The organism is Microbacterium sp. EF45047 (assembly GCF_028472845.1).
GTDB classification, from domain to species: Bacteria; Actinomycetota; Actinomycetes; order Actinomycetales; family Microbacteriaceae; genus Microbacterium; species Microbacterium neungamense.
Genome location: NZ_CP069429.1, coordinates 2,408,138 through 2,432,564, shown reverse-complemented (window position 1 = coordinate 2,432,564; position 24,427 = coordinate 2,408,138). Strand labels below are relative to the sequence as shown.

General features: G+C 71.1%; 25 protein-coding genes. 17 read left to right on the top strand and 8 right to left on the bottom strand.

The features are described from left to right. Positions 1-20 precede the first annotated feature (20 nt). Positions 21-161 carry a hypothetical protein gene (locus tag JRG78_RS12780; protein ID WP_432806414.1) on the bottom strand — a complete coding sequence of 47 codons (141 nt, stop codon included), beginning with the start codon at positions 159-161 and terminating at the stop codon, positions 21-23. Positions 162-178: 17 nt separating this feature from the next. On the opposite strand from JRG78_RS12780, the gene JRG78_RS11905 reads away from it, so the two are divergent. The 6 genes from JRG78_RS11905 (at position 179) to JRG78_RS11880 (ending at position 6,067) form a co-directional block, all read left to right on the top strand. Next, positions 179-1,270 carry a dihydroorotase gene (locus tag JRG78_RS11905; protein ID WP_259606866.1) on the top strand — a complete coding sequence of 364 codons (1,092 nt, stop codon included), beginning with the start codon at positions 179-181 and terminating at the stop codon, positions 1,268-1,270. A 45-nt stretch (positions 1,271-1,315) separates the two neighbouring features. Continuing rightward, complete coding sequence (locus JRG78_RS11900) at positions 1,316-1,801, top strand: hypothetical protein (RefSeq protein WP_259606865.1); 486 nt, start codon at positions 1,316-1,318, stop codon at positions 1,799-1,801. A gap of 193 nt (positions 1,802-1,994) precedes the next feature. Then, positions 1,995-3,848, top strand: coding sequence for a molecular chaperone DnaK (dnaK, locus tag JRG78_RS11895; RefSeq protein ID WP_259606864.1), 1,854 nt, complete (start codon positions 1,995-1,997; stop codon positions 3,846-3,848). A 2-nt stretch (positions 3,849-3,850) separates the two neighbouring features. Beyond that, positions 3,851-4,576, top strand: coding sequence for a nucleotide exchange factor GrpE (locus JRG78_RS11890; protein WP_259606863.1), 726 nt, complete (start codon positions 3,851-3,853; stop codon positions 4,574-4,576). Positions 4,577-4,583: 7 nt separating this feature from the next. Further along, on the top strand, positions 4,584-5,555 hold the full coding sequence (locus JRG78_RS11885) for a DnaJ C-terminal domain-containing protein (protein ID WP_259606862.1): 972 nt from the start codon (positions 4,584-4,586) through the stop codon (positions 5,553-5,555). 2 nt (positions 5,556-5,557) lie between these two features. Continuing rightward, the gene (locus JRG78_RS11880) at positions 5,558-6,067 is read left to right on the top strand and encodes a heat shock protein transcriptional repressor HspR (RefSeq protein WP_259606861.1); all 510 of its coding nucleotides are present in this window, start codon (positions 5,558-5,560) and stop codon (positions 6,065-6,067) included. On the opposite strand, the gene JRG78_RS11875 is transcribed toward JRG78_RS11880, so the two are convergent. Continuing rightward, on the bottom strand, positions 6,064-7,641 hold the full coding sequence (locus tag JRG78_RS11875; protein WP_259608210.1) for a stealth family protein: 1,578 nt from the start codon (positions 7,639-7,641) through the stop codon (positions 6,064-6,066). The two genes, JRG78_RS11880 and JRG78_RS11875, sit on opposite strands and share 4 nt — an antisense overlap. A 305-nt stretch (positions 7,642-7,946) precedes the next feature. On the opposite strand from JRG78_RS11875, the gene JRG78_RS11870 reads away from it, so the two are divergent. The 6 genes from JRG78_RS11870 to JRG78_RS11845 all read left to right on the top strand — a co-directional run bounded on the left by JRG78_RS11870 (position 7,947) and on the right by JRG78_RS11845 (position 13,811). Beyond that, positions 7,947-8,123, top strand: coding sequence for a hypothetical protein (locus JRG78_RS11870; RefSeq protein ID WP_259606860.1), 177 nt, complete (start codon positions 7,947-7,949; stop codon positions 8,121-8,123). Further along, complete coding sequence (locus JRG78_RS11865) at positions 8,069-8,911, top strand: dihydrodipicolinate synthase family protein (RefSeq protein WP_259606859.1); 843 nt, start codon at positions 8,069-8,071, stop codon at positions 8,909-8,911. The genes JRG78_RS11870 and JRG78_RS11865 overlap by 55 nt, the downstream gene beginning before the upstream one ends. 107 nt (positions 8,912-9,018) lie before the next feature. Next, on the top strand, positions 9,019-9,996 hold the full coding sequence (locus JRG78_RS11860) for a LacI family DNA-binding transcriptional regulator (RefSeq protein WP_259606858.1): 978 nt from the start codon (positions 9,019-9,021) through the stop codon (positions 9,994-9,996). 91 nt (positions 9,997-10,087) lie between these two features. Further along, positions 10,088-11,572 (top strand): FGGY-family carbohydrate kinase, encoded by a 1,485-nt coding sequence (locus tag JRG78_RS11855; RefSeq protein WP_259606857.1) that lies wholly within the window; start codon positions 10,088-10,090, stop codon positions 11,570-11,572. Positions 11,573-11,602: 30 nt separating this feature from the next. Beyond that, on the top strand, positions 11,603-13,234 hold the full coding sequence (locus JRG78_RS11850; protein WP_259606856.1) for a fucose isomerase: 1,632 nt from the start codon (positions 11,603-11,605) through the stop codon (positions 13,232-13,234). A 100-nt stretch (positions 13,235-13,334) separates the two neighbouring features. Then, on the top strand, positions 13,335-13,811 hold the full coding sequence (locus JRG78_RS11845) for a DUF2268 domain-containing protein (RefSeq protein ID WP_272653810.1): 477 nt from the start codon (positions 13,335-13,337) through the stop codon (positions 13,809-13,811). A gap of 39 nt (positions 13,812-13,850) precedes the next feature. Here the strand turns inward: JRG78_RS11845 and JRG78_RS11840 are convergent, their stop codons facing one another. After that, positions 13,851-14,435 carry a hypothetical protein gene (locus tag JRG78_RS11840; protein WP_272653424.1) on the bottom strand — a complete coding sequence of 195 codons (585 nt, stop codon included), beginning with the start codon at positions 14,433-14,435 and terminating at the stop codon, positions 13,851-13,853. A gap of 120 nt (positions 14,436-14,555) precedes the next feature. Between JRG78_RS11840 and JRG78_RS11835 the strand changes: the two genes are divergently transcribed. Then, entirely contained in the window at positions 14,556-15,773 is a 1,218-nt protein-coding gene (locus JRG78_RS11835; RefSeq protein ID WP_272653423.1) for a glycosyltransferase, read from the top strand. A gap of 40 nt (positions 15,774-15,813) precedes the next feature. On the opposite strand, the gene JRG78_RS11830 is transcribed toward JRG78_RS11835, so the two are convergent. After that, positions 15,814-15,975 carry a hypothetical protein gene (locus JRG78_RS11830; protein ID WP_272653422.1) on the bottom strand — a complete coding sequence of 54 codons (162 nt, stop codon included), beginning with the start codon at positions 15,973-15,975 and terminating at the stop codon, positions 15,814-15,816. 97 nt (positions 15,976-16,072) lie between these two features. On the opposite strand from JRG78_RS11830, the gene JRG78_RS11825 reads away from it, so the two are divergent. Beyond that, positions 16,073-17,056 (top strand): GlxA family transcriptional regulator, encoded by a 984-nt coding sequence (locus JRG78_RS11825; protein ID WP_272653421.1) that lies wholly within the window; start codon positions 16,073-16,075, stop codon positions 17,054-17,056. Between the two features lie 28 nt (positions 17,057-17,084). On the opposite strand, the gene JRG78_RS11820 is transcribed toward JRG78_RS11825, so the two are convergent. Beyond that, a complete protein-coding gene (locus JRG78_RS11820) occupies positions 17,085-17,777 on the bottom strand; it encodes an NRDE family protein (RefSeq protein ID WP_272653420.1) in 693 nt (230 codons plus the stop codon). A gap of 44 nt (positions 17,778-17,821) precedes the next feature. On the opposite strand from JRG78_RS11820, the gene coaBC reads away from it, so the two are divergent. Beyond that, entirely contained in the window at positions 17,822-19,081 is a 1,260-nt protein-coding gene (gene coaBC, locus JRG78_RS11815; protein WP_259606850.1) for a bifunctional phosphopantothenoylcysteine decarboxylase/phosphopantothenate--cysteine ligase CoaBC, read from the top strand. Beyond that, a complete protein-coding gene (locus JRG78_RS11810) occupies positions 19,078-21,297 on the top strand; it encodes an ATP-dependent Clp protease ATP-binding subunit (RefSeq protein WP_259606848.1) in 2,220 nt (739 codons plus the stop codon). Before coaBC ends, JRG78_RS11810 begins: the two co-directional genes overlap by 4 nt. A gap of 23 nt (positions 21,298-21,320) precedes the next feature. On the opposite strand, the gene JRG78_RS11805 is transcribed toward JRG78_RS11810, so the two are convergent. The 3 genes from JRG78_RS11805 to JRG78_RS11795 all read right to left on the bottom strand — a co-directional run bounded on the left by JRG78_RS11805 (position 21,321) and on the right by JRG78_RS11795 (position 23,690). Then, on the bottom strand, positions 21,321-21,617 hold the full coding sequence (locus JRG78_RS11805; protein WP_259606847.1) for a hypothetical protein: 297 nt from the start codon (positions 21,615-21,617) through the stop codon (positions 21,321-21,323). A gap of 85 nt (positions 21,618-21,702) precedes the next feature. Continuing rightward, positions 21,703-22,785 carry an ABC transporter permease gene (locus JRG78_RS11800; protein ID WP_259606846.1) on the bottom strand — a complete coding sequence of 361 codons (1,083 nt, stop codon included), beginning with the start codon at positions 22,783-22,785 and terminating at the stop codon, positions 21,703-21,705. Beyond that, positions 22,782-23,690 carry an ABC transporter ATP-binding protein gene (locus JRG78_RS11795; protein ID WP_259606845.1) on the bottom strand — a complete coding sequence of 303 codons (909 nt, stop codon included), beginning with the start codon at positions 23,688-23,690 and terminating at the stop codon, positions 22,782-22,784. Before JRG78_RS11795 ends, JRG78_RS11800 begins: the two co-directional genes overlap by 4 nt. Positions 23,691-23,849: 159 nt before the next feature. Between JRG78_RS11795 and JRG78_RS11790 the strand changes: the two genes are divergently transcribed. Then, entirely contained in the window at positions 23,850-24,419 is a 570-nt protein-coding gene (locus JRG78_RS11790; protein WP_259606844.1) for an NADPH-dependent FMN reductase, read from the top strand. Positions 24,420-24,427 lie beyond the last annotated feature (8 nt).

Here is a 24,427-nt window from a genome sequence, read left to right as displayed (position 1 = left end):
CCTTCGCCGCGGCGCCCCGGCTACGCGGTCGGATGCTCCGACGCGGCGACGAACTCGTTGCGTCCCTCGTTCCGCGCCGAGCCGCGCACGAGATGGTTGAAGACGATGTTCAGCAGCACCGCGACCACCGTGGTCGAGCTGATCGCCGAGTTGAAGATCACCGTGAACCAGTGTCGCGATGCCGCTCGCCGCCACCGTGCCGAACAGCACGATCCCGACGCCGCCGAGCACCGGAGCCGGGATGGAGACCCCGCTCGAAGCCGCGCGCAACAAGCGCGACCTGGCGCGCGAGGCGCGCTGCGACGTCGCCCTGCACGGCTCGGTGATCACCTGGGACGAGACCGTGCCGGCACAGCTGGACGAGCTCGCGGCCATGGGCATCCGCTCGGTCAAGATGTACATGACCAACCGCGGCTCCACGATGAGCGACAACGACACCGTGCTGCGGGTGATGAAGGAGATGCGCCGCCTCGGCGGGCTGACCATCATTCACGCCGAGCACGACGCGATCATCGTGGACTGCACCGAGGAGCACGCGGATGCCGGCCGCATCGGCATCGAGCACCTGCACCACACCCGTCCCGAGCTCGCCGAGGCGCGCACCCGCGGGGTGGAGGCGTACTCCGAGACCTGCCCGCACTACCTGCTGCTCGACGACGGCGTGTACGCGTCCCGCTACCCGGAGTGGTTCGCATGCTGCCCGCCGATGCGCTCGGCCGAGACGGTGGCCGCGCTGCGGGAGCGGTTCGCCGACGGCTCCGTCGACACCCTCTCCAGCGACCACTCCTGCTACGACCTGACCCAGAAGCGCGAGCGCACCGACGACGTGCGCGAGATGCCGCACGGGCTGCCGGGCGTGGAGACGCGGATGCCGGCGGGCTTCACCGCACTGGCGGGCGACGCGCCGGCCGACGACGCCGTGCTCGCGCGGTTCGCGGACCTGTTCTCCGCCGGTCCCGCCCGCATCCACGGGCTCGCCGGCAAGGGGCGGATCGCGGCCGGGTTCGACGCCGACCTGGTGATCTTCGACCCGGACGAGAGTCGGCGCGTGGACGGCGGCGCGCTGCACATGGGCACCGACTTCTCGCCCTTCAACGGACGGATGCTGCGCGGCTGGCCTCAGGCGGTGATCGCCGCAGGCCGGGTCGTGCTCGACGAGGACGGCTTCCACGACCCCGGCGCCGTCGGGCGCCTGATCGGCCGGCACGCGCAGGGCGAGGACGCCGCGAGAGCGGATGCCGAACCCGTGCTCGCCGGAAGGGGCGCCTGACCATGGAGAGCACCGCGGTCCTCAGCGAGGCGCGGCCGACGCCCGGTGACCCGGATCGCACTGGACGCCGGCTCCGACCAGCAGTTCGACGCGGCCGGCATGCGCGCCGCCGCCGAACTGCTGGCGACGGCGGACGTCGACGTGATCGCCTGGAACGGCACCTCGGGCTCCTGGCTCGGGGTCGATCACGACCGGGCGATCGCGGCCGACGTCAACGAGCAGGTGGCGGCGCGGTACGCCGAGCACGGCATCGCGGTGGCCGGGCATCACGCGCTCGGCCTGAGCGACAACGAGTCGTTCGGCCGGGTGGTCCCGGAGAGCCTGGTGGAGCCGTCGCTAGCGCTCGCCGAGGCCGGCCCCGATGCGCTGGTGTACCTCTGCACGAACCTGTACGGCGCCCCGATCACCGAGCAGGTCGAGAAGCGCACCGGGGTGCCGGTGCTCGACTCGGTCGCGGTCACCCTCTGGCACTGTCTGGTGCTCGCCGAGGCCCCGCTGCTCGACCCGAAGTGGGGGCGATTGCTGACCTGACGACACGTGCCGGTCCGGGCCGGTGCTCCGCTGTTCCCGCCGCGGAATTCTTCGCAAACTTGAGTCCGGGAATATCAACTTTGTTGACATGCCCGGCTCGGACGGCGTATCCTTGAGCCATCGCGACTCAGGTTTCCGGGTCGCGCCAGGCTTCACACACAGCAGAGCAGGCTTCGACAAGAAGGAGAGACACATGGCACGTGCTGTCGGTATCGACCTCGGGACGACGAACTCCGTCGTCAGCGTCCTCGAGGGCGGCGAGCCCAAGGTCATCGCCAACGCGGAGGGTTTCCGCACCACCCCCTCCGTGGTGGCGTTCACGAAGGACGGGGAGGTGCTCGTCGGCGAGACCGCGAAGCGCCAGGCCGTCACCAACGTCGAGCGCACCATCTCGTCGGTCAAGCGCCACATGGGCACCGACTGGACCTTCTCGGTCGACGGGAAGAAGTGGACCCCGCAGGAGATCTCCGCGCGCATCCTGCAGAAGCTGAAGCGGGACGCGGAGTCCTACCTCGGCGACACGGTGACGGATGCCGTCATCACCGTCCCGGCGTACTTCAACGACGCCGAGCGTCAGGCGACCAAGGAGGCCGGCGAGATCGCGGGCCTGAACGTCCTGCGCATCATCAACGAGCCCACCGCCGCGGCCCTCGCCTACGGCCTCGACAAGGGCAAGGAGGACGAGCTCATCCTCGTCTTCGACCTCGGCGGCGGCACCTTCGACGTGTCGCTGCTCGAGGTGGGCAAGGATGACGATTTCTCCACGATCCAGGTGCGCGCCACCGCCGGTGACAACCGCCTCGGCGGCGACGACTGGGACCAGCGCCTCGTCGACTTCCTGATCAAGCAGTTCAAGGACTCGACCGGCGTCGACGTCTCGAACGACAAGATCGCGCTGCAGCGCCTGAAGGAGGCGGCGGAGCAGGCCAAGAAGGAGCTGTCGTCCTCGACCAGCACCTCGGTGAACCTTCCCTACCTGTCGCTCACCGAAAACGGCCCGGTGTCGCTGTCCGAGACCATCACCCGCGCCAAGTTCGAGGACCTCACCAAGGACCTCCTCGACCGCACCAAGAAGCCCTTCGAGGACGTCATCCGCGAGGCCGGCATCAAGGTGTCCGACATCGACCACGTCGTGCTCGTCGGCGGCTCGACCCGCATGCCCGCGGTCGCCGAGCTCGTCAAGCGCGAGACCGGCAAGGAGCCCAACAAGGGCGTGAACCCGGACGAGGTGGTCGCCGTCGGCGCCGCCCTGCAGGCCGGTGTCCTCAAGGGCGAGCGCAAGGACGTGCTGCTCATCGACGTCACCCCGCTCAGCCTCGGCATCGAGACCAAGGGCGGCATGATGACCAAGCTCATCGAGCGCAACACGGCCATCCCGACCAAGCGCAGCGAGACCTTCACGACGGCCGACGACAACCAGCCGTCCGTGGCGATCCAGGTCTTCCAGGGAGAGCGCGAGTTCACGCGCGACAACAAGCCGCTGGGCACCTTCGAGCTCACCGGCATCGCCCCCGCCCCGCGCGGCGTGCCGCAGATCGAGGTCACCTTCGACATCGACGCCAACGGCATCGTGCACGTGTCCGCCAAGGACAAGGGCACCGGCAAGGAGCAGTCGATGACCATCACCGGCGGCTCGTCGCTGTCGAAGGAGGACATCGACCGGATGGTGCGCGAGGCCGAGGAGCACGCCGCCGAGGACAAGAAGCGCCGCGAGGCCGCGGAGACCCGCAACCAGGCCGAGGCGCTGGCGTACTCGATCGAGAAGCTGATCTCCGAGAACGACGACAAGCTCCCCGAGGACGTCAAGTCCGAGGTGAAGGGCGACGTCGACGAGCTCAAGGCGGCGCTCGCCGGGGACGACGACGAGAAGGTCAAGGCCGCGTTCGAGAAGCTGTCGCAGTCGCAGACCAAGCTCGGCGAGGCGATCTACGCGCAGAACCAGAACGCTGCCGCCGGCGCCGCGGACGAGCCCGCTGAGGAGACCGGCGGCTCCGACGAGGACGTCATCGACGCCGAGGTCGTCGACGACGAGGACGAGAAGAAGTAATCATGACGGACAAGAACTTGGACGAGCCTTTCGAGGAGGCTCAGGGACCCGAAGACGGGAACGGTCCGGCGAAGTCCGGTGAGGGGTCGGATGCTCAGGCATCCGGCCCCGAGCCGCAGAATCCGGATGCCGCGCCGGCTCCCGAGAACCCGGATGCCGCGGAGAACCCGGATGCCGCGGAGGCCGCGGCCGCCGAGGGCTCCGACGACGACCTGGAGTTGACGGTCGACGACATCCTCGGCACCGAACAGACCGCCGAGGCTGCCGCCGAGGACGCGGCGCTGCTGGACGCCGAGAACGCGCTGCTGACCGACCTCAAGCGCCTGCAGGCGGAGTACGCCAACTACCGCCGGCGCACCGAGGAGCAGCGCGGCATCGAGATCGCCCGCGCCAAGGGCGAGGTGGCGAAGGGCCTGCTGCCCGTGCTCGACGACCTCGACCGCGCCCGCCAGCACGGCGACCTCGAGGAGGGCTCCCCGTTCGCCGTGATCGCCGACAAGGTGCGCGCGGCGGTCGAGCGCCTCGGCGTGGTCGCCTACGGTGAGAAGGGCGAGGAGTTCGACCCGCAGCACCACGAGGCGATCTTCCAGCAGCCCTCGCCGGACGTCGAGAAGCCGACGGTCCTCGAGGTCGTCGAGGTCGGCTACCGGCTGGGCGAGGTCGAGCTGCGCCCGGCGAAGGTCGTCGTCGCTGTGCCGGACGAGGCGTCGCCGGGCACGGAGGGCTAGGTGATCGATGGCTAGCCAGGACTGGTTCGACAAGGACTTCTACAAGACGCTGGGAGTCTCGAAGGACGTCAGCGACGCGGACCTGAAGAAGACGTACCGCAAGCTCGCGCGGAAGTACCACCCGGACGCCAACCCGGGCGACGCCGCCGCCGAGGCGAGGTTCAAGGAGATCAGCGAGGCGTACGCCGTGCTGAGCGACCCCGAGCAGCGCCGCGAGTACGACGAGATCCGCGCGATGGGCTCCGGTGCCCGCTTCACCGCGGGCCCGGGTGCCGCGGGCGGGTTCGAGGACGTCTTCAGCCGCTTCGGCGGCCGCGGCCAGACCGCGGACTTCGACGACATCTTCTCGATGTTCACGCAGGGCGGCGGGTTCGGGTCGGGTCGGTTCGGGCAGCAGACGGGCGGCTTCCGCGGGTTCGGCGGTCCGCAGCGCGGCGCCGACGTCACGGCCCGCACCACGATCGACTTCATGACGGCCGCCAAGGGCGAGACCATCACCCTGCAGGCCGAGGACGGCAAGCCGTTCAAGGTCAAGATCCCCGCCGGGGTCGCCGACGGGCAGAAGATCCGCCTGCGCGGCCGCGGCCGCCCCTCGCCGGACGGCGGGGAGAGCGGCGACATCGTGGTGCAGGTCACCGTGCGCCCGCATCCGGTGTTCAGGCGCGAGGGGAAGAACCTCCGCATCACCGTGCCGGTCACCTTCACCGAGGCCGCGCTCGGCGCCACCATCGAGGTGCCCACCCTGGACGGCGACACCGTCCGGCTGCGCGTGGCCCCCGGCACCCCGTCCGGCCGTGTGCTGCGCGTCAAGGGCCGCGGCATCACCACCGGCAAGGGCTCCGGCGACCTGCTCGCCGAGCTGCAGGTGGTCGTGCCGTCGCACCTCGATGCCGCCGCGCGCGAGGCGCTGGAGCGGTTCCAGGAGCTGGAGCCGAAGGAGAACCCGCGCGCGGAGATGATGGCGAAAGCGCAGGTGTAACGATGGACGCGGACTCCCCGCTGTTCGCGATCGCGGTCGCGGCCGAGCTGGCCGGGATGCACCCGCAGACGCTGCGGCAGTACGACCGGCTCGGGCTGGTCGTGCCCGGGCGCACCCGCGGCGGCTCGCGGCGGTACTCGATGCGCGACATCGAGCAGCTGCGGGAGGTCGCGCAGCTCTCCAGCGAGGGGATGAACCTGCCCGCCATCGCGAAGCTGCTCGACCTCGAGAACGAGGTGCGGATGCTGCGCCGCCGCGTCGCCGAACTCGAGAACGCGCTGCGCGCCGAGCGGGAGAACCGCCCGGGCGTGCGCGTGTTCGCCGCCGGGCCGTCGGGTCAGGTGATCACCCTGCCCTCCGGCCGCCGGGTGCGCCGCTCCACCGAGGTGGTGCTGTGGCGCCCGCGCATCCCCGCCGCCGGCCGCGAGGACGACGGCGGGGAGGCGGTGCCGGGCGGGCAGCCGGCACGACAGCAGCCGCGCCGGCCGGGGAACCAGCCGGCCGGAGGCTAGCCGCTGATCGCGGCGGATGCCCGGTCGGCGTCCTCCGCGGCATCCGCCTTCTCCCACGGCGCGCGGATCGGGAACAGCCGCTCCAGCGCGTCGCGCACGGCCCGCATCCGCAGCTGCTCCGGGATGTCGGTCTCGGCGCCGTCGTTCAGGCAGAACATGTCCAGGTCGCTTCTCTCGACCAGCCGGTCCACCCGCTCCAGCGCACCCGCCGTGGTGGTGTGCACGTACCGCACCCGCGGCCGCGTCGTCGGCACCGCGCGCCCGGTGAACAGCGCGTAGTAGTGGTACAGGCTGTTCGTCACCGAGATGTCGGTCATCGACCGGAACCGCGCGGCGGCGGTGCGGGCGAACTCCTCGGGGAAGGTCTGCTCCAGCTCGAACAGCACGCTGCGGCGCATCGGGGCGGCGCAGTGCTCCAGGTCGCGCACGATCGTCCGCCCGAAGCGCTCCCGCAGCAGGGCGCGGTTCACCCGCAGGCCGTTGTCGTGGCCGCTGCGCTCCACCTGCGGGGCGCCCGCGCCGATCCGGATCTCGCTCTCCACGAACTTCGTCGTGCCGCCCGGGGCGAAGAACAGCTCCGGCTCCAGCATCCGTCCGAAGAACATGTCGTCGTTCGAGTACAGGAAGTGCTCCGACAGGCCGGGGATGCGGTGCAGCTGCGCCTCCACGGCGTGCGAGTTGTGCGTGGGCAGCACGCTCGGGTCGGCGAAGAACTCCTCGCTGCGCACGATGGTGACCTTCGGATGCTCGGCGAGCCAGCGCGGTGCCGGCGAGTCGGTGGCGATGAAGATCCGGCGGATCCACGGTGCGTACATGTGCACGCTGCGCAGGGCGTAGCGCAGCTCGTCGACGTGCCGGTAGCGGGCCGGCCCGTCGTCGCCCTCGCCGACCACGTGCGCGGCCAGCTGCGCCGCGCGCTGCCGCTGGAACTCGGTGGAGGAGCCGTCCACCCAGGAGAAGACGATGTCGACGTCCTCGCGGAACTCGTCCGGCAGCGGGTCGAACATGCCGTCGATCGTGCGCCAGACCCGGCCGTACCGCTCGACCTCGGTGAAGGAGAGGTCGGATGCCGGCGTGAGCCGCCGGGTGAGCACGTTGTCGTCGGGCGCCTCGACGAGGTCTGCGCCGAACCGCCAGAACTCGACGCGGGCGGCCAGCGACGCTCCGTAGCGGAGGGTGCGGCCCGGTGTGATCCGGGGGCGGAACACGCGCAGCGCGGAGGGCGCGCCGGCGGGTGCGACGGCATCCTCCACCGGTACGGCGGGCCGTCCCTTGAGCTTGACGTAGAACGGGTCCTCGGGCAGGTGCGCGCGCAGCGCGTGGATGGCGGCCTCGCGGTTCTCGGCGTCCACGACCAAGGACGGGGTGGACCGGTCGCGGCGGATCAGCATCACATCGATGCCGGCGGCTTCGAGGGCGTCCGCGGTGGCGCGCAGGTCGTCGATGCGCGCCTGCCACGGCGTGACGTCGTCGTGGACGAGATGGAGCAGGCCCCGATCCAGCAGCACGTCCGGTCGTGCGATGAGATCGGTGCTGCGGTGGCGGGTGCGGGGCAGCGCCGAGAGTGTCGTCATCATCGTCCTCCTTCGCGGGGTCGGCCGAGCACCGCCGGCGGACCGGGGACCGTGCTCGGAATGAGCGTGTCGCGCCGTCGCGGATGCCGCGGAAGCGCTGCCGGGGTGCGATGGCACCCGAACGGCGGGCGTCTGGCGGAGTCGTCGAGCGACGAGGGGCGCGACGGAATTATATCGCCCGGGGCATCCGTCTGTCTCGGACGGGGCTGAGCGCTTGCACAGGAACGATCGGCGGGCAAGCCCCTCGACACCGTCCCGCGTGCGCCGAGAGGATGGCCACCCCGCTCACTTCGAGGAGGTGCATCGTGGCGGTCACCGAGGCACGCACGGCCGGCCGACGCGCCACGCGTGCCCGCGAGGTCCGGCGTGCCGGACGCGACCGCTACGACAAGCGCGAGGCGATCGCGGGGTACCTGTTCATCGCGCCGTGGCTGATCGGGTTCCTCGTCTTCACCGCGGGCGCGATGATCTACAGCCTGTAAATCTCGTTCAGCAGCTACAGCCTCGCCACGAGGGCGCTTTCGTGCTCGGCACGACCGGAGAGTTCCCCGCTGTCGACGTCGACGAGTTCACCGCGCTTGTGTCGGCCGCGATGGAGGAGCTCGCCGATCGGATGCGCGTGATCGTGCACGTCGGGCGGCCGAGCGCGTTCGAGGCCGTGCGCCTGGTCGGGGTCGCCCGGGCTCTGGGGGTGCGCGAGTTTGCCGCGCTGACGCCGTACTACCTGCGCTCGACCGACGACGCCGTGTTCGACTACTTCCGGCAGGTGTCGGATGCCGTCGGCAACGGGCGCCTGTACGTCTACATCTACCCGGCGCGCAGCGGCAACCCCGTGTCGCCCGAGCTGCTGGTGCGGCTCGCCGAGCTGCCGAACGTGGTGGGTGCCAAGGTCAGCGAGCTGACGCTGGACGACCTCGCGGCCTACCGAGCGGCGGTGCCGGAGGGTTTCGAGCTGTACACCGGAGCCGATCGCGACCTGGTCGCCGCCGCCGGGGCGGGTGCGCAGGGCGTCGTGTCTGGCGTGTCTGCCGTGACGCCGAAGCCGTTCCGCGCTCTCGCGGATGCGGCTCGCTCCGGCGACGCCTCGGCCGTCGCCGCGGCTCAGGAAGCCGTCGACGAGGTGGTCGCCCTGATCGGCGGCGACATGGCGCGCATGAAAGAGGGTTACCGGGTGCTCGGCGTCACCGACGCGCACTGCCGGATGGCGATCGCCGCGCCCGACGACGCCGGGCGCGCGGAGGTCGCGCGCGTGGTGCGGGCTCACGCCTGAGTCGACGAGACGTTCGTCGCGGCCTCGGCCGCGGCAGTGAGTTCGGGGAGGCGATGACCGACGCAGGTAAGGTCAGAAGTCCTGCAAGCCATCACCCGAGGACCGTCATGGCCACCATCTACGACGTCGCACGCGCCGCCGGAGTGTCGCCGGCGACCGTGTCGCGCGTGTTCAACGGGACGAGCGTGTCGGCGGAGAAGGCCGAAGCGGTGCGTGCGGCGGCCCGAGAGCTGCGGTTCGTTCCCAACCGCACCGCCCGCACGCTTCGGCGGCGGAGCTCCGAGGTGATCGGGCTGATCATCCCGGACATCGAGAACCCCTATTTCACCGAGGTGGCGCGCGGGGTCGAGGACGTCGCATCCGAGGCCGGGTACTCCGTGGTGCTGTGCAACTCGGATGCCGAGCCGGATAAGGAATCGACCTACCTGGGCATCGCCGTGGCCGAGCACATGTCCGGGGTGATCCTGGCGCCGGCCTCGGATCGGCCGGCGCTCGACGTGCTGCTCGACTCCGGCCGCCCCGTCGTCGCCGTCGACCGTCACGCCGGAGCGGAAATCGACAGCGTGGTGATGGCGAACCGGGAGGCCGGACGCGCCGCCGCTGCGCACCTGCTGGGCACCCACCGCCGGGTCGCGTACATCGGCGGACCCGAGCACATCGAGACCGCGGCCGAACGTGCGGAGGGCTGGCGGCAAGCGCACCATGATGCGGGCCTCGAGGCGCCCGAAGACCTCCTGCTGTTCTCGTCGTTCCGGGTCGACGGCGGGCGCCAGGCGATGGAGCGGCTGCTCGCGCTGCCCGAGCCGCCGGACGCCGTCGTGGCGGGCAACAACCTGATCGGCGTCGGGGCGATCCAGGTGCTCAGCGAGCGCGCGCTCACGCCGCCGAAGGTCGCTGTCGCCGTCATCGGCGGACTGCCGTTCACCACACTGTCGCCGTCGGCGGTGAGCGTCGTGCGGCTCCCCGCTCGGGAGATGGGCATGACAGCGGCGCGCATGCTGCTGGAGAGAGTGCACGGCGAGGCCGGCCCGCCGCGGAACGTCGTGCTCCACGGCGAACTGCATCCCGCTTCGGTCGGCGAGTGACCCGCGGCGCGCGGCGCGGTGACGAGCGCGTTGCATGATGAAATCGATTTCGCGTATCGTGGTCGCAGGTCTCATCAGTCAGGAGGACGAGATGCGCTGCACGCTCGGAGTGGACGTCGGCACGTCGAGCAGCAAGGGCGTGCTCGTCGCGGAGGACGGCACCATCGTCGCCACCGCCACCCGCGCCCATGAGGTCGGCCGCCCGCACGCCGGCTGGGTGGAGATGGACGGTCGCATCTGGTGGGACGAGTTCGTCGCGATCGCGCGGGAGCTGCTGGCGGACGAAGACGCGGAGGTCGTCGGCGTGGGGGTCAGCGGCATGGGTCCGTGCATCCTGCTGGCGGACGAGCACGACGAGCCGGTGCGCCCCGCCATCCTGTACGGCGTCGACACCCGATCCACCGCGCAGATCGCCCACATGACCGACGAGCTCGGTGAGGACGAGATCACCCGCATCGGCGGCTCCGTGCTCACCTCCCAGGCGGGTGGTCCGAAGATCGCCTGGATCGCGGACGAGGAGCCGGATGCCTGGGCGCGCGCCCGTCGGCTGTTCATGCCCGCCTCCTGGCTCGCCCGCAAGCTGACCGGCGCATACGTCCTGGATCACCAGTCCGCCAGCCAGGTGTCCCCGCTCTACGACATCGAGCGCGAACGCTGGCACGAGCCGTGGTGGGACCGCTACGCCGGCAGGCTCGAGCGTCCGCCGCTCGCCTGGGCCGGTGACATCGCCGGCACGATCACCGCGGAGGCCGCCCGGCTCACCGGCATCCCGGCCGGCACGCCGGTCGTCGCCGGCACCATCGACGCCTGGACGGAGGCCGTCAGCGTCGGCGCGCACGAGCCTGGCGATCTCATGCTGATGTACGGCACGACGATGTTCCTCGTCGCGACCGGCGGGGAGACGCTGCGCACCCCGTCGATGTGGACCACGGCCGGCGCCTTCCCCGGCACCCGCAACCTCGCCGGGGGCCTGTCCACCTCGGGCGCGCTGACCGCGTGGCTGAAGGACCTCACCGAGGCGGACTACCCGCAGCTGCTCGCCGAGGCGGCGGCTTCCGGTCCCGGCGCGCGCGGGCTGGTGATGCTGCCCTACTTTGCGGGGGAGCGCACGCCGATCCAGGACCCCGATGCCCGCGGCGTGATCGCCGGACTCACCCTGCGCCACGGCCGCGGCGACCTCTACCGCGCAGCGCTCGAGGCGACCGCCCTCGGCGTGCGGCACAACGTGGAGACCATGCGCGCCGCCGGCGCGGACATCCGCCGCATCGTCGCGGTCGGCGGCGGCACGCAGGGCCGGCTCTGGCTGCAGATCGTCTCCGACGCCACCGGCCTCGTGCAGGAAGTGCCGGAGACGACGATCGGCGCCAGCTACGGCGCCGCGTTCCTCGCGGCATCCGCCGTCGCCGCCGAGGGCGCGGCGCCCGTCATCACGGACTGGAACCCGATCGCCGAGACCGTCACCCCCGACCCCGCCGTCCGCGCGACCTACGACGCGCTCTTCGACCGCTACCTGCGGCTGTACGAAGCGACGAAGGACGTGGTGCACGAGCTCGCCCACGCGCAGCGGACCCACTGACCACCCTCCCCGAATCACCCGGAGCACACCATGAGCTACGCCCTCCCCACCCCGGCATCCCGCCCGGCATCCGCACCGAAGACCGCCTACCTCATCGCCTCGGGCGACCTGCGCGAGTCGGCGAACACCGCCGGCTGGCCGACGCAGGTCGAACTCGAGAAGGGGGTCACCGGGGTGCTCCGCGACCTCGGCTGGACCGTGATCCGTGCGAACGACGTCGACCCGGCCACCGGACACGGCTTCATCTCCAGCCAGCGGATGGGCCTGGAGGTCTTCAAGCGCATCCCCGTCGACGCGCCCCTGATCGTCGCCGAGGCGGTCTGGCAGTACTCGCACCACGTGCTCGCCGGGCTTCGCACCCACCAGGGGCCGATCCTCACGGTGGCGAACTTCGCCGGCGACTGGCCCGGACTCGTCGGGCTGCTCGGCCTGAACGCCGGGCTGACGAAGATGGGCAAGGAGTACGCCACGATCTGGTCGGTCGACTTCACCGACGACTGGTTCAAGGCCGGCATCCGGGAGTGGACCGAGACCGGCCGCATCACGCACGACGCCTCGCACGTGCGCCCGCTGCCCGCGCTGCCCGACTCCCCGGAGAAGGAGCTCGGCCAGGCGCTCGCCGCCGAGCTGCTCGCGGACAAGGCGATCATCGGCGTGTTCGACGAGGGCTGCATGGGCATGTACAACGCGATCTTCGATGACGAGCTGCTGAACGCGACCGGCATCTACAAGGAGCGGCTCTCGCAGTCGGCGCTGTACGCCGAGATGCTGCGCGTGACGGATGCCGAGGCGGACGCCGCCTACGACTGGCTGATCGACCGCGGCATGACCTTCCGCTACGGCGAGGACCCCGCCACCGAACTCACCCGCGACCAGGTGCAGTGGCAGCTGAAGATGTACATCGCCGCACTCCGGATCGCCGACGACTTCGGGCTGGACGCGGTCGGCATCCAGTACCAGCAGGGGTTGAAGGACCTCGTGCCGGCATCCGACCTCGCCGAGGGCATCCTGAACTCCACGGAGCGGCCGCCGGTGACCTCGCGCGACGGTTCGCGGGTGCTGCACGAGGGCCGCGCGTTCCCGCACTTCAACGAGGCCGACGAGGCCGTCGCGGTGGATGCGCTGGTCACCGACCGGGTCTGGCGCGCCATGGGCCTGGTGCCGGACAACACCCTGCACGACGTGCGCTGGGGGGAGGAGTACGACGGCGAGTTCGTCTGGGTCTACGAGATCTCCGGCTCGGTGCCTGCCTCGCACCTCGGCGGCTGGGACAAGGCCGAGGGCTGGCGGCAGGGGCACGTCTTCTTCCCCGCGGGCGGATCCACGATCAACGGCGTCTCCAAGCCGGGCGAGGTCGTGATCAGCCGGGTGTTCATCGCCGACGGCATCCTGCAGGCCGACATCTTCCGCGGCACCGTGATCGAGCTGCCCGAGGAGGAGACGCAGCGCCGCAAGAACGCCACCAATCCGGAGTGGCCGATCGCGCACGTGGTGCTGCACGGCCAGACCCGCGACCAGTTCATGGCCCGGCACAAGGCCAACCACGCGCAGGTCGTCTACGCCCCCGACGCCGAGACCGCCGACAAGGCCCTCCTCGCCAAGGCCGCGATGTTCGACGGCATGGGCATCAAGGTCAACCTCGTCGGAGACGTGAACATCTGATCGCGGGTCGGCACGCGGGGTCGGATGCCCGAGGTTGACCTGTCCGCTGCGTCAACTTCTACCGTGGCAGACATGACGATCACGATGATGGACCGGCTACATCAGCCTCACGCTGTGGCCGACCGACGAGAACCTGGCGCGACTGGAGGCGTCCGCGGTGCACGAGCTGCACCACAACCTGCGCTTCGCGCCGGGCGGCGCCGTCTGGAACCCGGCGACCGTCGCGGTCGGCGACCACGTCGTCTCGGAGGGGCTCGCCGACGCCTTCGCGCGGCAGCTGTACGGCGACGATCTCGGGTACACCCCGATCGCGCGGCCGCACTTGCACGACGACGCCGTGTTCGACAAGGTCGTCTCCGGACTCGACGTCCAGGGGATGCGGAACTTCGCCGCGTGGGTGCTCGGCGACGCCACCGCGCGCCGCTTCGGCGGTCAGCCGGTGGGCGTGCCGACCGGTGGCGGCTATGCGGTCGGCAACCGCCTCGCGGACCGCTACCTCGCCGCGACCGGCCGGACGGCCGCGGAGGCCCTGCACGCGCCGGCTCGCGAGGTGATCGAGACCGCGCTCCGGTCCTGACGGCGGAGGTCGGGCGGACGCGCTCTGGCCGGGCGGAGTTCAGGCCGGCGGCAGGCGGAGCACGTCCGACTCGCCCGCGGTCAGGTCGTCGGCGATGCGGATGCTGCGGGCGAGATCGTCCAGCGCGCCCTCCAGCGTGCCGAAGCGCTCGCGGTCGCTGCACACCGCGTTCAGTGTGATCAGGTGCGTGCCGGTGTCCCAGGTGTAGGTCGCGAAGGGCGGCGAAGCCGGAGTCCGCGGGATCGCCACCACGAGCTTCTCCCCCACGCCGAGCGGAGTCGGGAAGGCCTCGGTGTCGTCGTACTCCATCGGCATCATCGCGCGCGCGGTGCGCAGCTGCGGGGTCAGCTCCTGCACCGTGGCCATCGCGACCACGAGCTCGGGCTCGGCCTTCCACGTCCACGCCAGCACCCGCCCGCGCGCCCGGCGCATGGCGATCGGCACGGCCTGGCTGGCCAGCCAGGTGCCGAACCGGGAGCCGGGCAGCGATTCGCGTCCGGCGCCGGCGGCCGCCTGGTCGAGCAGCATCCGGATCGCCGCCTTGCGATGGCGGCGTCCGCGCCAGCCGAACGACTCGGTCACGGGGATCCACAGCGCGGGGTCGGCGGAGGAGGTGAGGCGCATGACCCTACGGTACGGGATGCACCTCGGCACGGCCTCCGGGCCGCCGCAGTCCCCTCGGGTAGAGTGGCCTGCGCCCCACCGTGGCAACCGAACTCGAGAGCTACAGATAGGCAGCCCTCCGTGACAACCTCCGACGATCATCGCGAACCGACGGATCCGTCGACCTCTGATCGCCCCCTGACCATCCTGATCGGATGCGACACCTTCGCCCCCGACATCAACGGCGCGGCGCGCTTCGCGGAGCGCCTCGCGGCCGGGCTGGTGCAGCGCGGCCACCGCGTCCACGTCGTCGCCCCGAACTCCGCCTACCGCCGCTCGGCGCCGCACACCGAGATCATCGAGGGCGAGCCGATGACCCTGCACCGCCTCCCCGCGGTGCGCTGGCTGCCGCACGACTGGCTGCGCTTCGTCTGGCCGTGGCGCTCGAAGCACTACGCCCGGAAGGTGCTCGACCGGGTCCAGCCGGATGTCGTGCACATCCAGTCGCACATCATCATCGGCCGCGGTCTGATGCGCATCGCGCGCGAGCGCCGCATCCCGGTGATCGCGACGAACCACGTGATGGCCGAGAACATCCTCGACCACACCACGATGCCGAAGTTCATCGACGACATCGTGCTGAAGCTGGCCTGGGCAGACGCGAAGCGCACCTTCGACATGGCCCGCGCCGTCACCACCCCGACGCGCAAGGCCGCCGACTTCCTGGAGCGCACGATCGACATCGAGGGCGTCGTGCCGATCAGCTGCGGCATCGACCGGTCCAACTACCGGCCGGTCATCGGTCCGCGCGAGCGCAACCGGGTCATCTTCGTCGGGCGGCTCACCGCCGAGAAGCAGGTCGACGTCATCCTGCGCGCCCTCACCAAACTGGACCCCGCGCTGGACGTGCACTTCGACGTCGTCGGCGGCGGCGACCAGCGCAAGAGCCTCGAGCACCTCGCCCACGAGCTGGGCCTGGACGGACGGGTCACCTTCCACGGGCAGGTGTCCGACGAGGAGCTGCGCGACCTGTACTCCCGGGCATCCGTCTTCGCGATCGCGTCGATCGCCGAGCTGCAGTCGATCGCGACGATGGAGGCGATGGCCTCGGCGCTGCCGGTCGTGGGGGCGGATGCCGTCGCCCTTCCGCACCTGGTGCACGACGGCGAGAACGGCTACCTCTTCGAGCCGGGGAACATCGACGACCTCGCCGAGAAGCTCACGCGCGTGCTGACCGCCGCCCCCGAGGAGTACGAGCGGATGCAGCGCGCGTCCCTCGACGGCGTTGCGGTGCACGACATCAACCGCACCCTGGACACCTTCGAGGCGCTGTACCGGGGCGAGCCGCTGCCGGAGTGAGCCCCTGCCGGAGTGACGGCCGGCCCGCCGGCATCCGGGTTCAGCGGTAACCGACGCCGGGCTCGGGATGCTGCGCGGCGTCGATCCCGGCGACGCGCGACCAATCGGTCGGCACGGGCCGGTAGCCGTCCCGGCGCACCTCGATGATCGTGGCGATGACGCCCCAGAGGGCGAGTGCTGCGAGAAGGATGGCGATGATCATGGCAGAAACGCTACGATCGTAGAGAACCTGTCACGAGTGGCAGAACGGACGGTGTTCGTAGGAAAACTGTCACGTCGTCTCGGCCGGGAGGAGTGCGATGAAGACCGTCGCCTGCGTGATCGACGAGGGCTTCGCCCCCTTCGAGTTCGGTGTGGCCTGCGAGGCCTTCGGCCTGGACCGCAAGGAGGATGGCGTCCCCGACTTCGACTTCCGGGTCGTCGCCGTCGAGCCCGGGCCGGTGCGCTCGAAGCTCGGCTTCTCGGTGAACGTCGAGCACGACCTGAGCTTCGCGTACGAGGCCGACCTCGTCGTCTTCTGCCCGGTGCCGCGGGAGAGCTGGGGGCGCATCGACCCGCGGCTGATCGACGTGGCCCGTGCCGCGGTCGAGCGCGGGGCCTGGGTGCTCAGCGTCTGCAGCGGGTCGTTCGTGCTCGCCGCGGCCGGCGTGCTCGACGGCCGCCGGGCGACCACGCACTGGATGTACGCGCACACGATGGCGGCGATGTACCCGCGGATCGACATCGACCCCGACGTCCTGTTCGTGCAGGATGGCCGCATCATCACCAGCGCGGGCACCGCCGCGGGAATCGACGCCTGCCTGCACCTGCTGCGGATCGAACTCGGCGCCGAGCTCACGAACCGGATCGCGCGGCGCATGGTCGTGCCGCCGCAGCGCGACGGCGGGCAGGCGCAGTACATCGACCGGCCGCTGCCCGCCGCGCCGAGCGACTCCCTCGCGGCGGTCGCGGACTGGGCCGTGGAGAACATCCGCGACGAGCTGTCGGTCGAGGAGCTCGCGCAGCGCGCGCACATGTCCCCGCGCACGTTCGCCCGGCGCTTCAAGGCCGAGTTCGGCGCGACCCCGGCGTCGTGGCTCACCCGCCAGCGGATCATCCACGCGCAGCGGATGCTGGAGCGCACCGACTGGGGCCTGGAGCGCATCGCGGAGGAGTGCGGCTTCGGCTCCGCCGCGGTGCTGCGGCAGAACTTCGCCCGTGTGCTCGGCACCACCCCGACCGCCTACCGCGCCCGCTTCTCGTGCGCGATGCCGGACGCGCTGCCGGAGGCCGTGCCCGCCTGAGCGGCTTCCGTCGGTTCGGTGTACCGGGTCAGCTCCACTCGCCCGGCCGTGCGAGCACGTGCGAGTGCACGTGCGCCCCGGCATCCGACACCGCGGCGATGCAGTAGAGCAGCGACATCGTGGGGTAGCCGTGCACGTGGTTGTCGCGGATGATGGCGCGGTCGTCGTCCCGCGAGAGGCGGCCGCTCTCGGCGAGCAGCTCCAGCCAGCGCGAGGACCAGTCGGCGTCGCCCGGGGCCGGGCGCTCCGCGCGGAACCGGGGCAGCCAGGTCGCGATGCGCGCGGTGGTGGGGTCGTCCAGCCCGTCGTGCGCGATCATGTGCACGCCCTCGGGTACCGGCGTCTCGCTCAGCTGCACCCCGTCCCAGGACAGCACGCGGGAGCGCTCCGAGGACACCTCGAGCAGGTTGAAGCCGTGCGTGCGCAGCGGCGGCTCCGGTGACCGCCCCGCGACGGACTCCAGGGCGAGGCTCCCCCGCGAGAGGACCTCGCTCTCGGGCAGATCGAGCACGTCGGCGCGGTTGAGCAGCACCGCCAGGCGACGGGATGCCGGGTCGACGGCCAGCCATGCGCCGCCGGCGCGCCGGTCGCGGATGCCGATCACGCCGGGGTAGTGCTCCGGCCACCACACGCCGAGGTCGTCCCACTCCCGCTGCGGATCCTCGTCGCGGACGGCGAGCAGCCGCGTGGGACGGGAGACATCGATCACGACCGTGCACACGAGGGAGAGTCTAGGCGCGCGCCGCGTGGGGCAGAATCGGAACCGTGAACATCGTCGTCGGCGTCACCGGTGGCATCGCCGCCTACAAGACGGTGCACCTGGTGCGCCTGCTCATCAAGAATGGTCACGAGGTGACGGTCATCCCCACCGAGGACGCGCTCCGCTTCGTCGGGGCGCCGACCTGGGAGTCCATCAGCCGGAACACGGTCACGACCAGCGTCCACGAGGACGTCGCGCGGGTGCGGCACGTCGCGCTCGGCCAGGCCGCCGACCTCGTCATCGTGGCGCCGGCCACCGCCAACACGATCGCGGCGATGGCCGCCGGGCTCGCCGACGATCTCCTCGGCACCACGCTGCTGGCCACCACCGCGCCGGTGATCATCGCGCCGGCGATGCACACCGAGATGTGGCGGCACCCCGCCACCCAGGCGAACATCGCCACGCTGCGGGAACGCGGCGTGCGGATCGCCGGTCCGGCCGACGGCGAACTCACCGGCGGCGACTCCGGCCCGGGGCGGATGCTGGAGCCGGAGGAGATCCTCGTCGAGGCGCTCTCCGCCCTCGCCCCGCAGGACCTCGCCGGCCTGCGCGTGGCGGTGTCGGCCGGCGGCACGCGCGAGCCGATCGACCCGGTGCGCTTCCTCGGCAACCGCTCCAGCGGCCGGCAGGGCGTCGCGCTCGCCGTCGAGGCGGCGAGCCGAGGCGCCGAGGTCGAGCTCGTCGCCGCCCACATCGCGGCCGACGTGCTCGCGGAGGCGCGGCGGCCGGGCATCCGCATCACCGACGCGGGCACCGCGGCGCGCATGGCCGACGCGATGAAGAGCGCCGCCGCCCGCAGCGACGTGATCGTGATGGCGGCTGCGGTCGCCGACTACCGGCCCGCGCGCGCGTCCGACCAGAAGCTCACGAAGGAGGACGGGCGGCTGGAGCGGATCGAGCTCGTCGAGAACGAGGACATCGTCGCCGGGCTCGCGGCCGCGCGCCGCGAGGGACGGATGCCGGAGGGGCAGACGATCGTCGCCTTCGCCGCGGAGACGCTCACGGATCCCGGTGAGCGCCGCGCCCGCGCCCGACGCAAGCGCGAGAGCAAGGGCGTCGACCTGCTCGCGGTGAACCTGGTCGACGCCGAGCGCGGGTTCGAGGCGGCCGACAATGCGGTCGAGATCATCGGAGACGGCGGAGAGGTCGTGGCATCCGCCGCCGGGACGAAAAGGGAGGTGGCGGCGGCGATCTGGGACGCGGTAAACTTGAGTCGACACAACTCAAGTTTGACCGCGAAGGCATCCCCAGGAGGAGCAGAATGACCATCCCCGCACAGCAGCAGGAAGAACAGCAGAGCCCCCTCGAGCAGTTCGGCATCAACCTGACCGACCGCGCCCGGCAGGGCAAGCTCGACCCGGTGATCGGACGCGACAGCGAGATCCGCCGCGTGAGCCAGGTGCTCACCCGGCGCACGAAGAACAACCCCGTCCTCATCGGCGAGCCCGGCGTCGGCAAGACCGCCGTCGTGGAGGGCCTGGCACAGCGCATCGTGGCCGGGGACGTCGCCGAATCCCTCAAGGACAAGGAGCTCGTCGCCCTCGACATCTCCGCCCTCGTCGCCGGCGCGATGTACCGCGGCCAGTTCGAGGAGCGGCTGAAGAGCGTGCTCAAGGAGATCACGGAGTCCGAGGGTCGCATCATCACCTTCATCGACGAGCTGCACGTGCTGATGGGCGCGGGCGGCGGCGAGGGCTCGGTCGCGGCCTCCAACATGCTCAAGCCCATGCTCGCCCGGGGCGAACTGCGCATGATCGGCGCCACCACGCTCAACGAGTACCGCGAGTTCATCGAGAAGGACGCCGCGCTCGAGCGCCGCTTCCAGCAGGTGTACGTCGGCGAGCCGAGCGTCGAGGACACCGTCGCGATCCTGCGCGGACTCAAGGGCCGGTACGAGGCCCACCACGGCGTCACCATCTCGGACAGCGCGCTGGTGGCCGCCGCAGCCCTCTCCAACCGGTACATCCCCAGCAGGCAGCTGCCGGACAAGGCGATCGACCTCATCGACGAGGCGATGTCGCGGCTGAAGATGGAGATCGACTCGTCCCCGGTGGAGATCGACCAGCTCAAGCGTCAGGTCGACCGGATGCGGCTCGAGGAGCTGGCGCTGAAGCGCGAGAAGGACGACGCGTCGAAGGAGCGCCTCGCGGCGCTGCGGGAGCAGCTGACCGGCATGGAGAAGGAGCTGGCCGAGCTCGAGGAGCGCTGGGCGCGCGAGCGGTCGGGTCTGAACCGGGTGGGCGAGTTGAAGAAGCAGCTCGACGACGCGATCACGCAGCGCGACCTCGCCATGCGCCAGGCGGACTACACCCGGGCGTCCAAGCTCGAGTACGAGACGATCAAGCGTCTCGAGCGCGAGATCGCGGAGGCCGAGCAGGCCGAGGCGAACGCCTCCTCCGAGGGGCGGATGGTCAACGAGCAGGTCACCGACGAGGACATCGCCGCCGTGATCGCCGCGTGGACCGGCATCCCGGTGGGGCGCCTGCTGCAGGGCGAGTCCGAGAAGCTGCTGCAGCTCGAGCGCGAGCTCGGTCGCCGCATCATCGGGCAGAAAGAGGCCGTCACGGCCGTGTCGGATGCCGTGCGGCGCTCCCGGGCCGGCATCAGCGATCCGGGCAGGCCCACCGGCTCGTTCCTGTTCCTCGGGCCCACGGGTGTCGGCAAGACCGAGCTCGCCAAGGCGCTCGCGGAGTTCCTCTTCGACGACGAGCATGCCATGGTGCGCATCGACATGTCCGAGTACGGCGAGAAGCACACCGTCTCCCGCCTCGTCGGCGCCCCTCCCGGGTACATCGGCTACGAGCAGGGCGGTCAGCTCACCGAGGCGGTGCGGCGGCGCCCGTACAGCGTGGTGCTGCTCGACGAGGTCGAGAAGGCGCACCCCGAGGTGTTCGACATCCTGCTGCAGGTGCTCGACGACGGGCGGCTCACCGATGGCCAGGGCCGCACGGTGGACTTCTCGAACGTCATCCTCATCCTCACCAGCAACATCGGCTCGCCCATCCTGATCGACCCGTCGCTGTCGTGGGAGCAGAAGCGCGACGCGGTGATGGAGCTGGTGCGGCAGGCGTTCCGCCCCGAGTTCCTCAACCGCCTGGACGACATCGTGATGTTCTCGGCGCTGAGCGAGGACGACCTCGCGCAGATCGTCGAGCTCGCCGTCGACCAGCTCCAGCGCCGGCTGCACGACCGCCGGCTCACGCTCGCGGTGACCCCGGATGCCCGGTCCTGGCTCGCCGAGCGCGGCTACGATCCGGTGTTCGGCGCCCGGCCGCTGCGCCGGCTGATCCAGACCGAGGTGCAGAACAGGCTCGCCACGGCGCTGCTGTCCGGCCGCGTGCACGACGGCGATGTCGTCCGCGTGGACGTCGCGGCCGATGGGTCGGGGCTGGTGCTCACCAGCGCCGGGCAGGCGCCGGCTGCGCCGGCCGATGGCGACGACGATGACGAGGTGATCGAGGCCGTGATCGACGAGGAGTGATCCCGGTCACGCGCGGCATCCGCTCACACCTTCGTGCCGAGGACGATGGCCGAGCCGTCGGGCAGGTCGTCGATGGTCGCGTGCCACAGCGTCATCGCGACGCGGGTGCCGGCCCCGGTGCGGTACGAGGGGACTTCGAGGGCGAGGTCGCCGTGCTCGTTCTGCAGCAGTTCCGCGGGGATCTCGACGCCGTCGTGGAACACGATCGTGAGCTCCCGCGGACCGGCGGCGAGCTCGCTCGCCGGGATCGAGGTCAGCAGCCGGGCGCCGCGGTAGAGGTGCGTGTTGGTGGCGTGTGCGGGCAGTCTTCCGTCGGCCATGTCTCCTCCATGGGTGCGCACACATCCTGCCACGCCGCCCGCCGCCGTCCCACCCCTTCTGCGGACGGCGGCGGGCGGCGACCGGTCAGCCGCGCAGCGCCTCGGTCAGCTTCACCCTCGCGCCCATCCGCAGCAGCGAGTTCTCGTAGATCTTCGCGCCGACGGCGATCGCGGCGGCGCACGAGGCCAGCAGGATCACCAGCGACAGCAGCGGCTCCCACCACTGCGCCTCGCCGACGAACAGGCGCATCGGCATCCCCACCGGCGCCGAGAACGGCACGTACGACATGATCTTGAGCACCAGCGGGTTGTCGTTGAAGACGATCACCAGCACGTAGGGCGCCATCACCAGCATCGTGATCGGCGTGGTTGTCGCCCCGATGTCCTCCTGCCGCGACACCATCGCCGCGGTCGCCGCGAACAGCGACGCCAGCAGCACGAACCCGAACAGGAAGAACACCGCGAACCACACGATCGGCCCGCCGATACCGGCGAGCAGCTCGTTCTGGCCGGTGATGATGAGCCCGACGACGGCGACGGCCGCGAGCGCCAGGATCTGCGCCATCGCCAGCACCGTGTTGCCGAGCACCTTGCCGGCCAGCAGCGCGCGAGTCGGGATCGCCGAGATGAGCAGCTCCACCACGCGGGTCTGCTTCTCCTCCACCACGCTCTGCGCGATCGTGCCGCCGAAGGTCGACGCGGCCACCAGGAAGACGATGCCGAAGCCGATCGCGATGATCCCCCGCAGGTACGGGTTCGTCGCGTCGGGATCCAGCAGCTCCACCGGCGGCGACTTGGCGAGCATCATCAGCAGCGAGTTCGGCGCCTCGTCCATCGCGACGACGGTGTATCCGAAGACGGGGTCGTTCGACGGCACCAGGGCGGCGTCCACCTCGCCGTCGCGGACGAGCCGCTCGGCGGCGGTCCGGTCGGTCACCTCGGTCGGGTCGATCCCGTCGACGCCGCGCACGGCATCCGCCGTCTCCGCGGTCACCGCGACCGGCGTGCCGGACGCGTCACGGTTCACGAATCCGGGGATCAGGATGCCGGCGAGCGCGATCAGCAGCAGGATGCCGGTGGAGATCAGGAACGCCTTGCTGCGCAGCTTGGCCGTGATCTCCCGCTCCGCGACGAGCCAGATCGCGGTGCCGGTCGATGCGGGGTTCATCGGATGACCTCCTTGAAGATCTGCGCGAGGGACGGATGCTGCGGCGCGAACGACAGCACGTCGCCGCGCTCCAGAGCGGTGCGCAGCACGCGCTGCGCCGCCTCGTCGTCCTCGGCGTCGAACACGGCGTCGCCGCCCTCGAAATCCACGACCTCGATCCCCGGCGCGGAGCGCAGCCACCCGGCATCCGTCGTCGTCGCCAGTGCGAAGCGGCGCGTGGAGTGCTGGGCGCGCAGCGCGTCGCGGGAGCCCGCCGCCCGGATCGCGCCGCCGGCGATGATGACGAGGTCGTCGCACAGCCGCTCCACGACGTCGAGCTGGTGCGAGGAGAACAGGATGGCGGCACCGTCGGCGGCGCGAGCCTGCAGCACGCCCGCCACCACGTCCACGGCGAGCGGGTCGAGGCCCGAGAACGGCTCGTCGAGGATGAGAACCTCGGGATCGTGCACGAGCGCGGCCGCGATCTGCGCGCGCTGCTGGTTGCCCAGGGACAGCGACTCGATGCGGTCCTCCAGCCGTTCGCCGAGCCCGAGGTCGGTGAGCAGCCGCTCGGCGCGCTGTGTCGCCTCGGCCCTGCCGAAGCCGTGTAGCCGGGCCAGGTAGACCACCTGCTCGAGCACCTTCATCTTCGGGTACAGGCCGCGCTCCTCGGGCATGTACCCGAAGCGGCGGCGGTCGGCCGTGGTCACCGGCATGCCGCCGAGGGTGACCGCGCCGCCATCCGCGGCGAGCACGCCGAGGATGATCCGCATGGTGGTGGTCTTGCCGGCGCCGTTGCCGCCGACGAAGCCGGTGAGCCGGCCCGCGGCGACCGGGAACGAGACATCGTGGAGCACACGGCGCGAGCCGTAGCTCTTCGTCACGCCCTGCAGCTGCAGCGTCGGTGGCCAGTTCGTCGATTGCATGACATCCACGCTAGGAAGCGGCTGTGCCGAGGGCATCCCCCGGCGGGCGGATCCCGCGGCATCCGTCCTCGGACGGAGTAACTCTATTCATTGGAATAGAACGGTGGCTCGGGGCGGTTGTCCCCATCGTCCCCCTCACGATCAGACAGAAGGACTCTCATGACCCGCACCATCGGATACATCGTCGGCAGCCTGTCGAGCACCTCCATCAACCGCCGCCTCGCGACCGCGCTCGCGAAGCTCGCCCCGGAGGGCGTCGAGCTCGTCGAGATCCCGATCAAGGACCTCCCCTTCTACTCGCAGGACGCCGAGGCCGACTTCCCGCAGGCCGCCCGCGACTTCAAGCAGGCCATCGCCGACGCGGACGGCGTCATCATCCTCACCCCGGAGTACAGCCGCTCCATCCCCGGCGTGCTGAAGAACGCCCTCGACTGGGCCGCGCGTCCCTACGGGCAGGGCTCGTTCGACGGCAAGCCGACCGCCGTCATCGGCGCCTCCGGCGGCGGCATCGCCACCGCGGCCGCGCAGCAGCACCTGCGTGCGATCCTCGGCCACTTCAACGCCGTCACCATGGGCCAGCCCGAGGGCTTCGTCCAGGTCACCCCGGGCCTGATCACCGACGAGGGTGACGTCACCGTGGAGAGCACCGCCGAGTTCCTGCGCGGCTACATCGCCGCCTTCGACACGCTGATCACCCGCGTGGAGGCCGCACGCCGTCACGCCGCCTGACCGCCGAC

Excerpts from the sequence above, each read along its gene's own strand:
- JRG78_RS11905 (WP_259606866.1), top strand. The coding sequence starts at position 179 with ATGCCGCTCGCCGCCACCGTGCCGAACAGCACGATCCCGACGCCGCCG.
- JRG78_RS11795 (WP_259606845.1), bottom strand. The coding sequence starts at position 23,690 with ATGCAATCGACGAACTGGCCACCGACGCTGCAGCTGCAGGGCGTGACG.
- JRG78_RS11840 (WP_272653424.1), bottom strand. The coding sequence starts at position 14,435 with ATGCGCCTCACCTCCTCCGCCGACCCCGCGCTGTGGATCCCCGTGACC.
- JRG78_RS11830 (WP_272653422.1), bottom strand. The coding sequence starts at position 15,975 with ATGATCATCGCCATCCTTCTCGCAGCACTCGCCCTCTGGGGCGTCATC.
- JRG78_RS11860 (WP_259606858.1), top strand. The coding sequence starts at position 9,019 with ATGGCCACCATCTACGACGTCGCACGCGCCGCCGGAGTGTCGCCGGCG.
- JRG78_RS11885 (WP_259606862.1), top strand. The coding sequence starts at position 4,584 with ATGGCTAGCCAGGACTGGTTCGACAAGGACTTCTACAAGACGCTGGGA.
- JRG78_RS11790 (WP_259606844.1), top strand. The coding sequence starts at position 23,850 with ATGACCCGCACCATCGGATACATCGTCGGCAGCCTGTCGAGCACCTCC.
- JRG78_RS11855 (WP_259606857.1), top strand. The coding sequence starts at position 10,088 with ATGCGCTGCACGCTCGGAGTGGACGTCGGCACGTCGAGCAGCAAGGGC.
- JRG78_RS11800 (WP_259606846.1), bottom strand. The coding sequence starts at position 22,785 with ATGAACCCCGCATCGACCGGCACCGCGATCTGGCTCGTCGCGGAGCGG.
- JRG78_RS11805 (WP_259606847.1), bottom strand. The coding sequence starts at position 21,617 with ATGGCCGACGGAAGACTGCCCGCACACGCCACCAACACGCACCTCTAC.
- JRG78_RS11850 (WP_259606856.1), top strand. The coding sequence starts at position 11,603 with ATGAGCTACGCCCTCCCCACCCCGGCATCCCGCCCGGCATCCGCACCG.
- JRG78_RS11875 (WP_259608210.1), bottom strand. The coding sequence starts at position 7,641 with ATGACGACACTCTCGGCGCTGCCCCGCACCCGCCACCGCAGCACCGAT.
- JRG78_RS11880 (WP_259606861.1), top strand. The coding sequence starts at position 5,558 with ATGGACGCGGACTCCCCGCTGTTCGCGATCGCGGTCGCGGCCGAGCTG.
- JRG78_RS11825 (WP_272653421.1), top strand. The coding sequence starts at position 16,073 with ATGAAGACCGTCGCCTGCGTGATCGACGAGGGCTTCGCCCCCTTCGAG.
- JRG78_RS11890 (WP_259606863.1), top strand. The coding sequence starts at position 3,851 with ATGACGGACAAGAACTTGGACGAGCCTTTCGAGGAGGCTCAGGGACCC.
- dnaK (WP_259606864.1), top strand. The coding sequence starts at position 1,995 with ATGGCACGTGCTGTCGGTATCGACCTCGGGACGACGAACTCCGTCGTC.
- JRG78_RS11810 (WP_259606848.1), top strand. The coding sequence starts at position 19,078 with ATGACCATCCCCGCACAGCAGCAGGAAGAACAGCAGAGCCCCCTCGAG.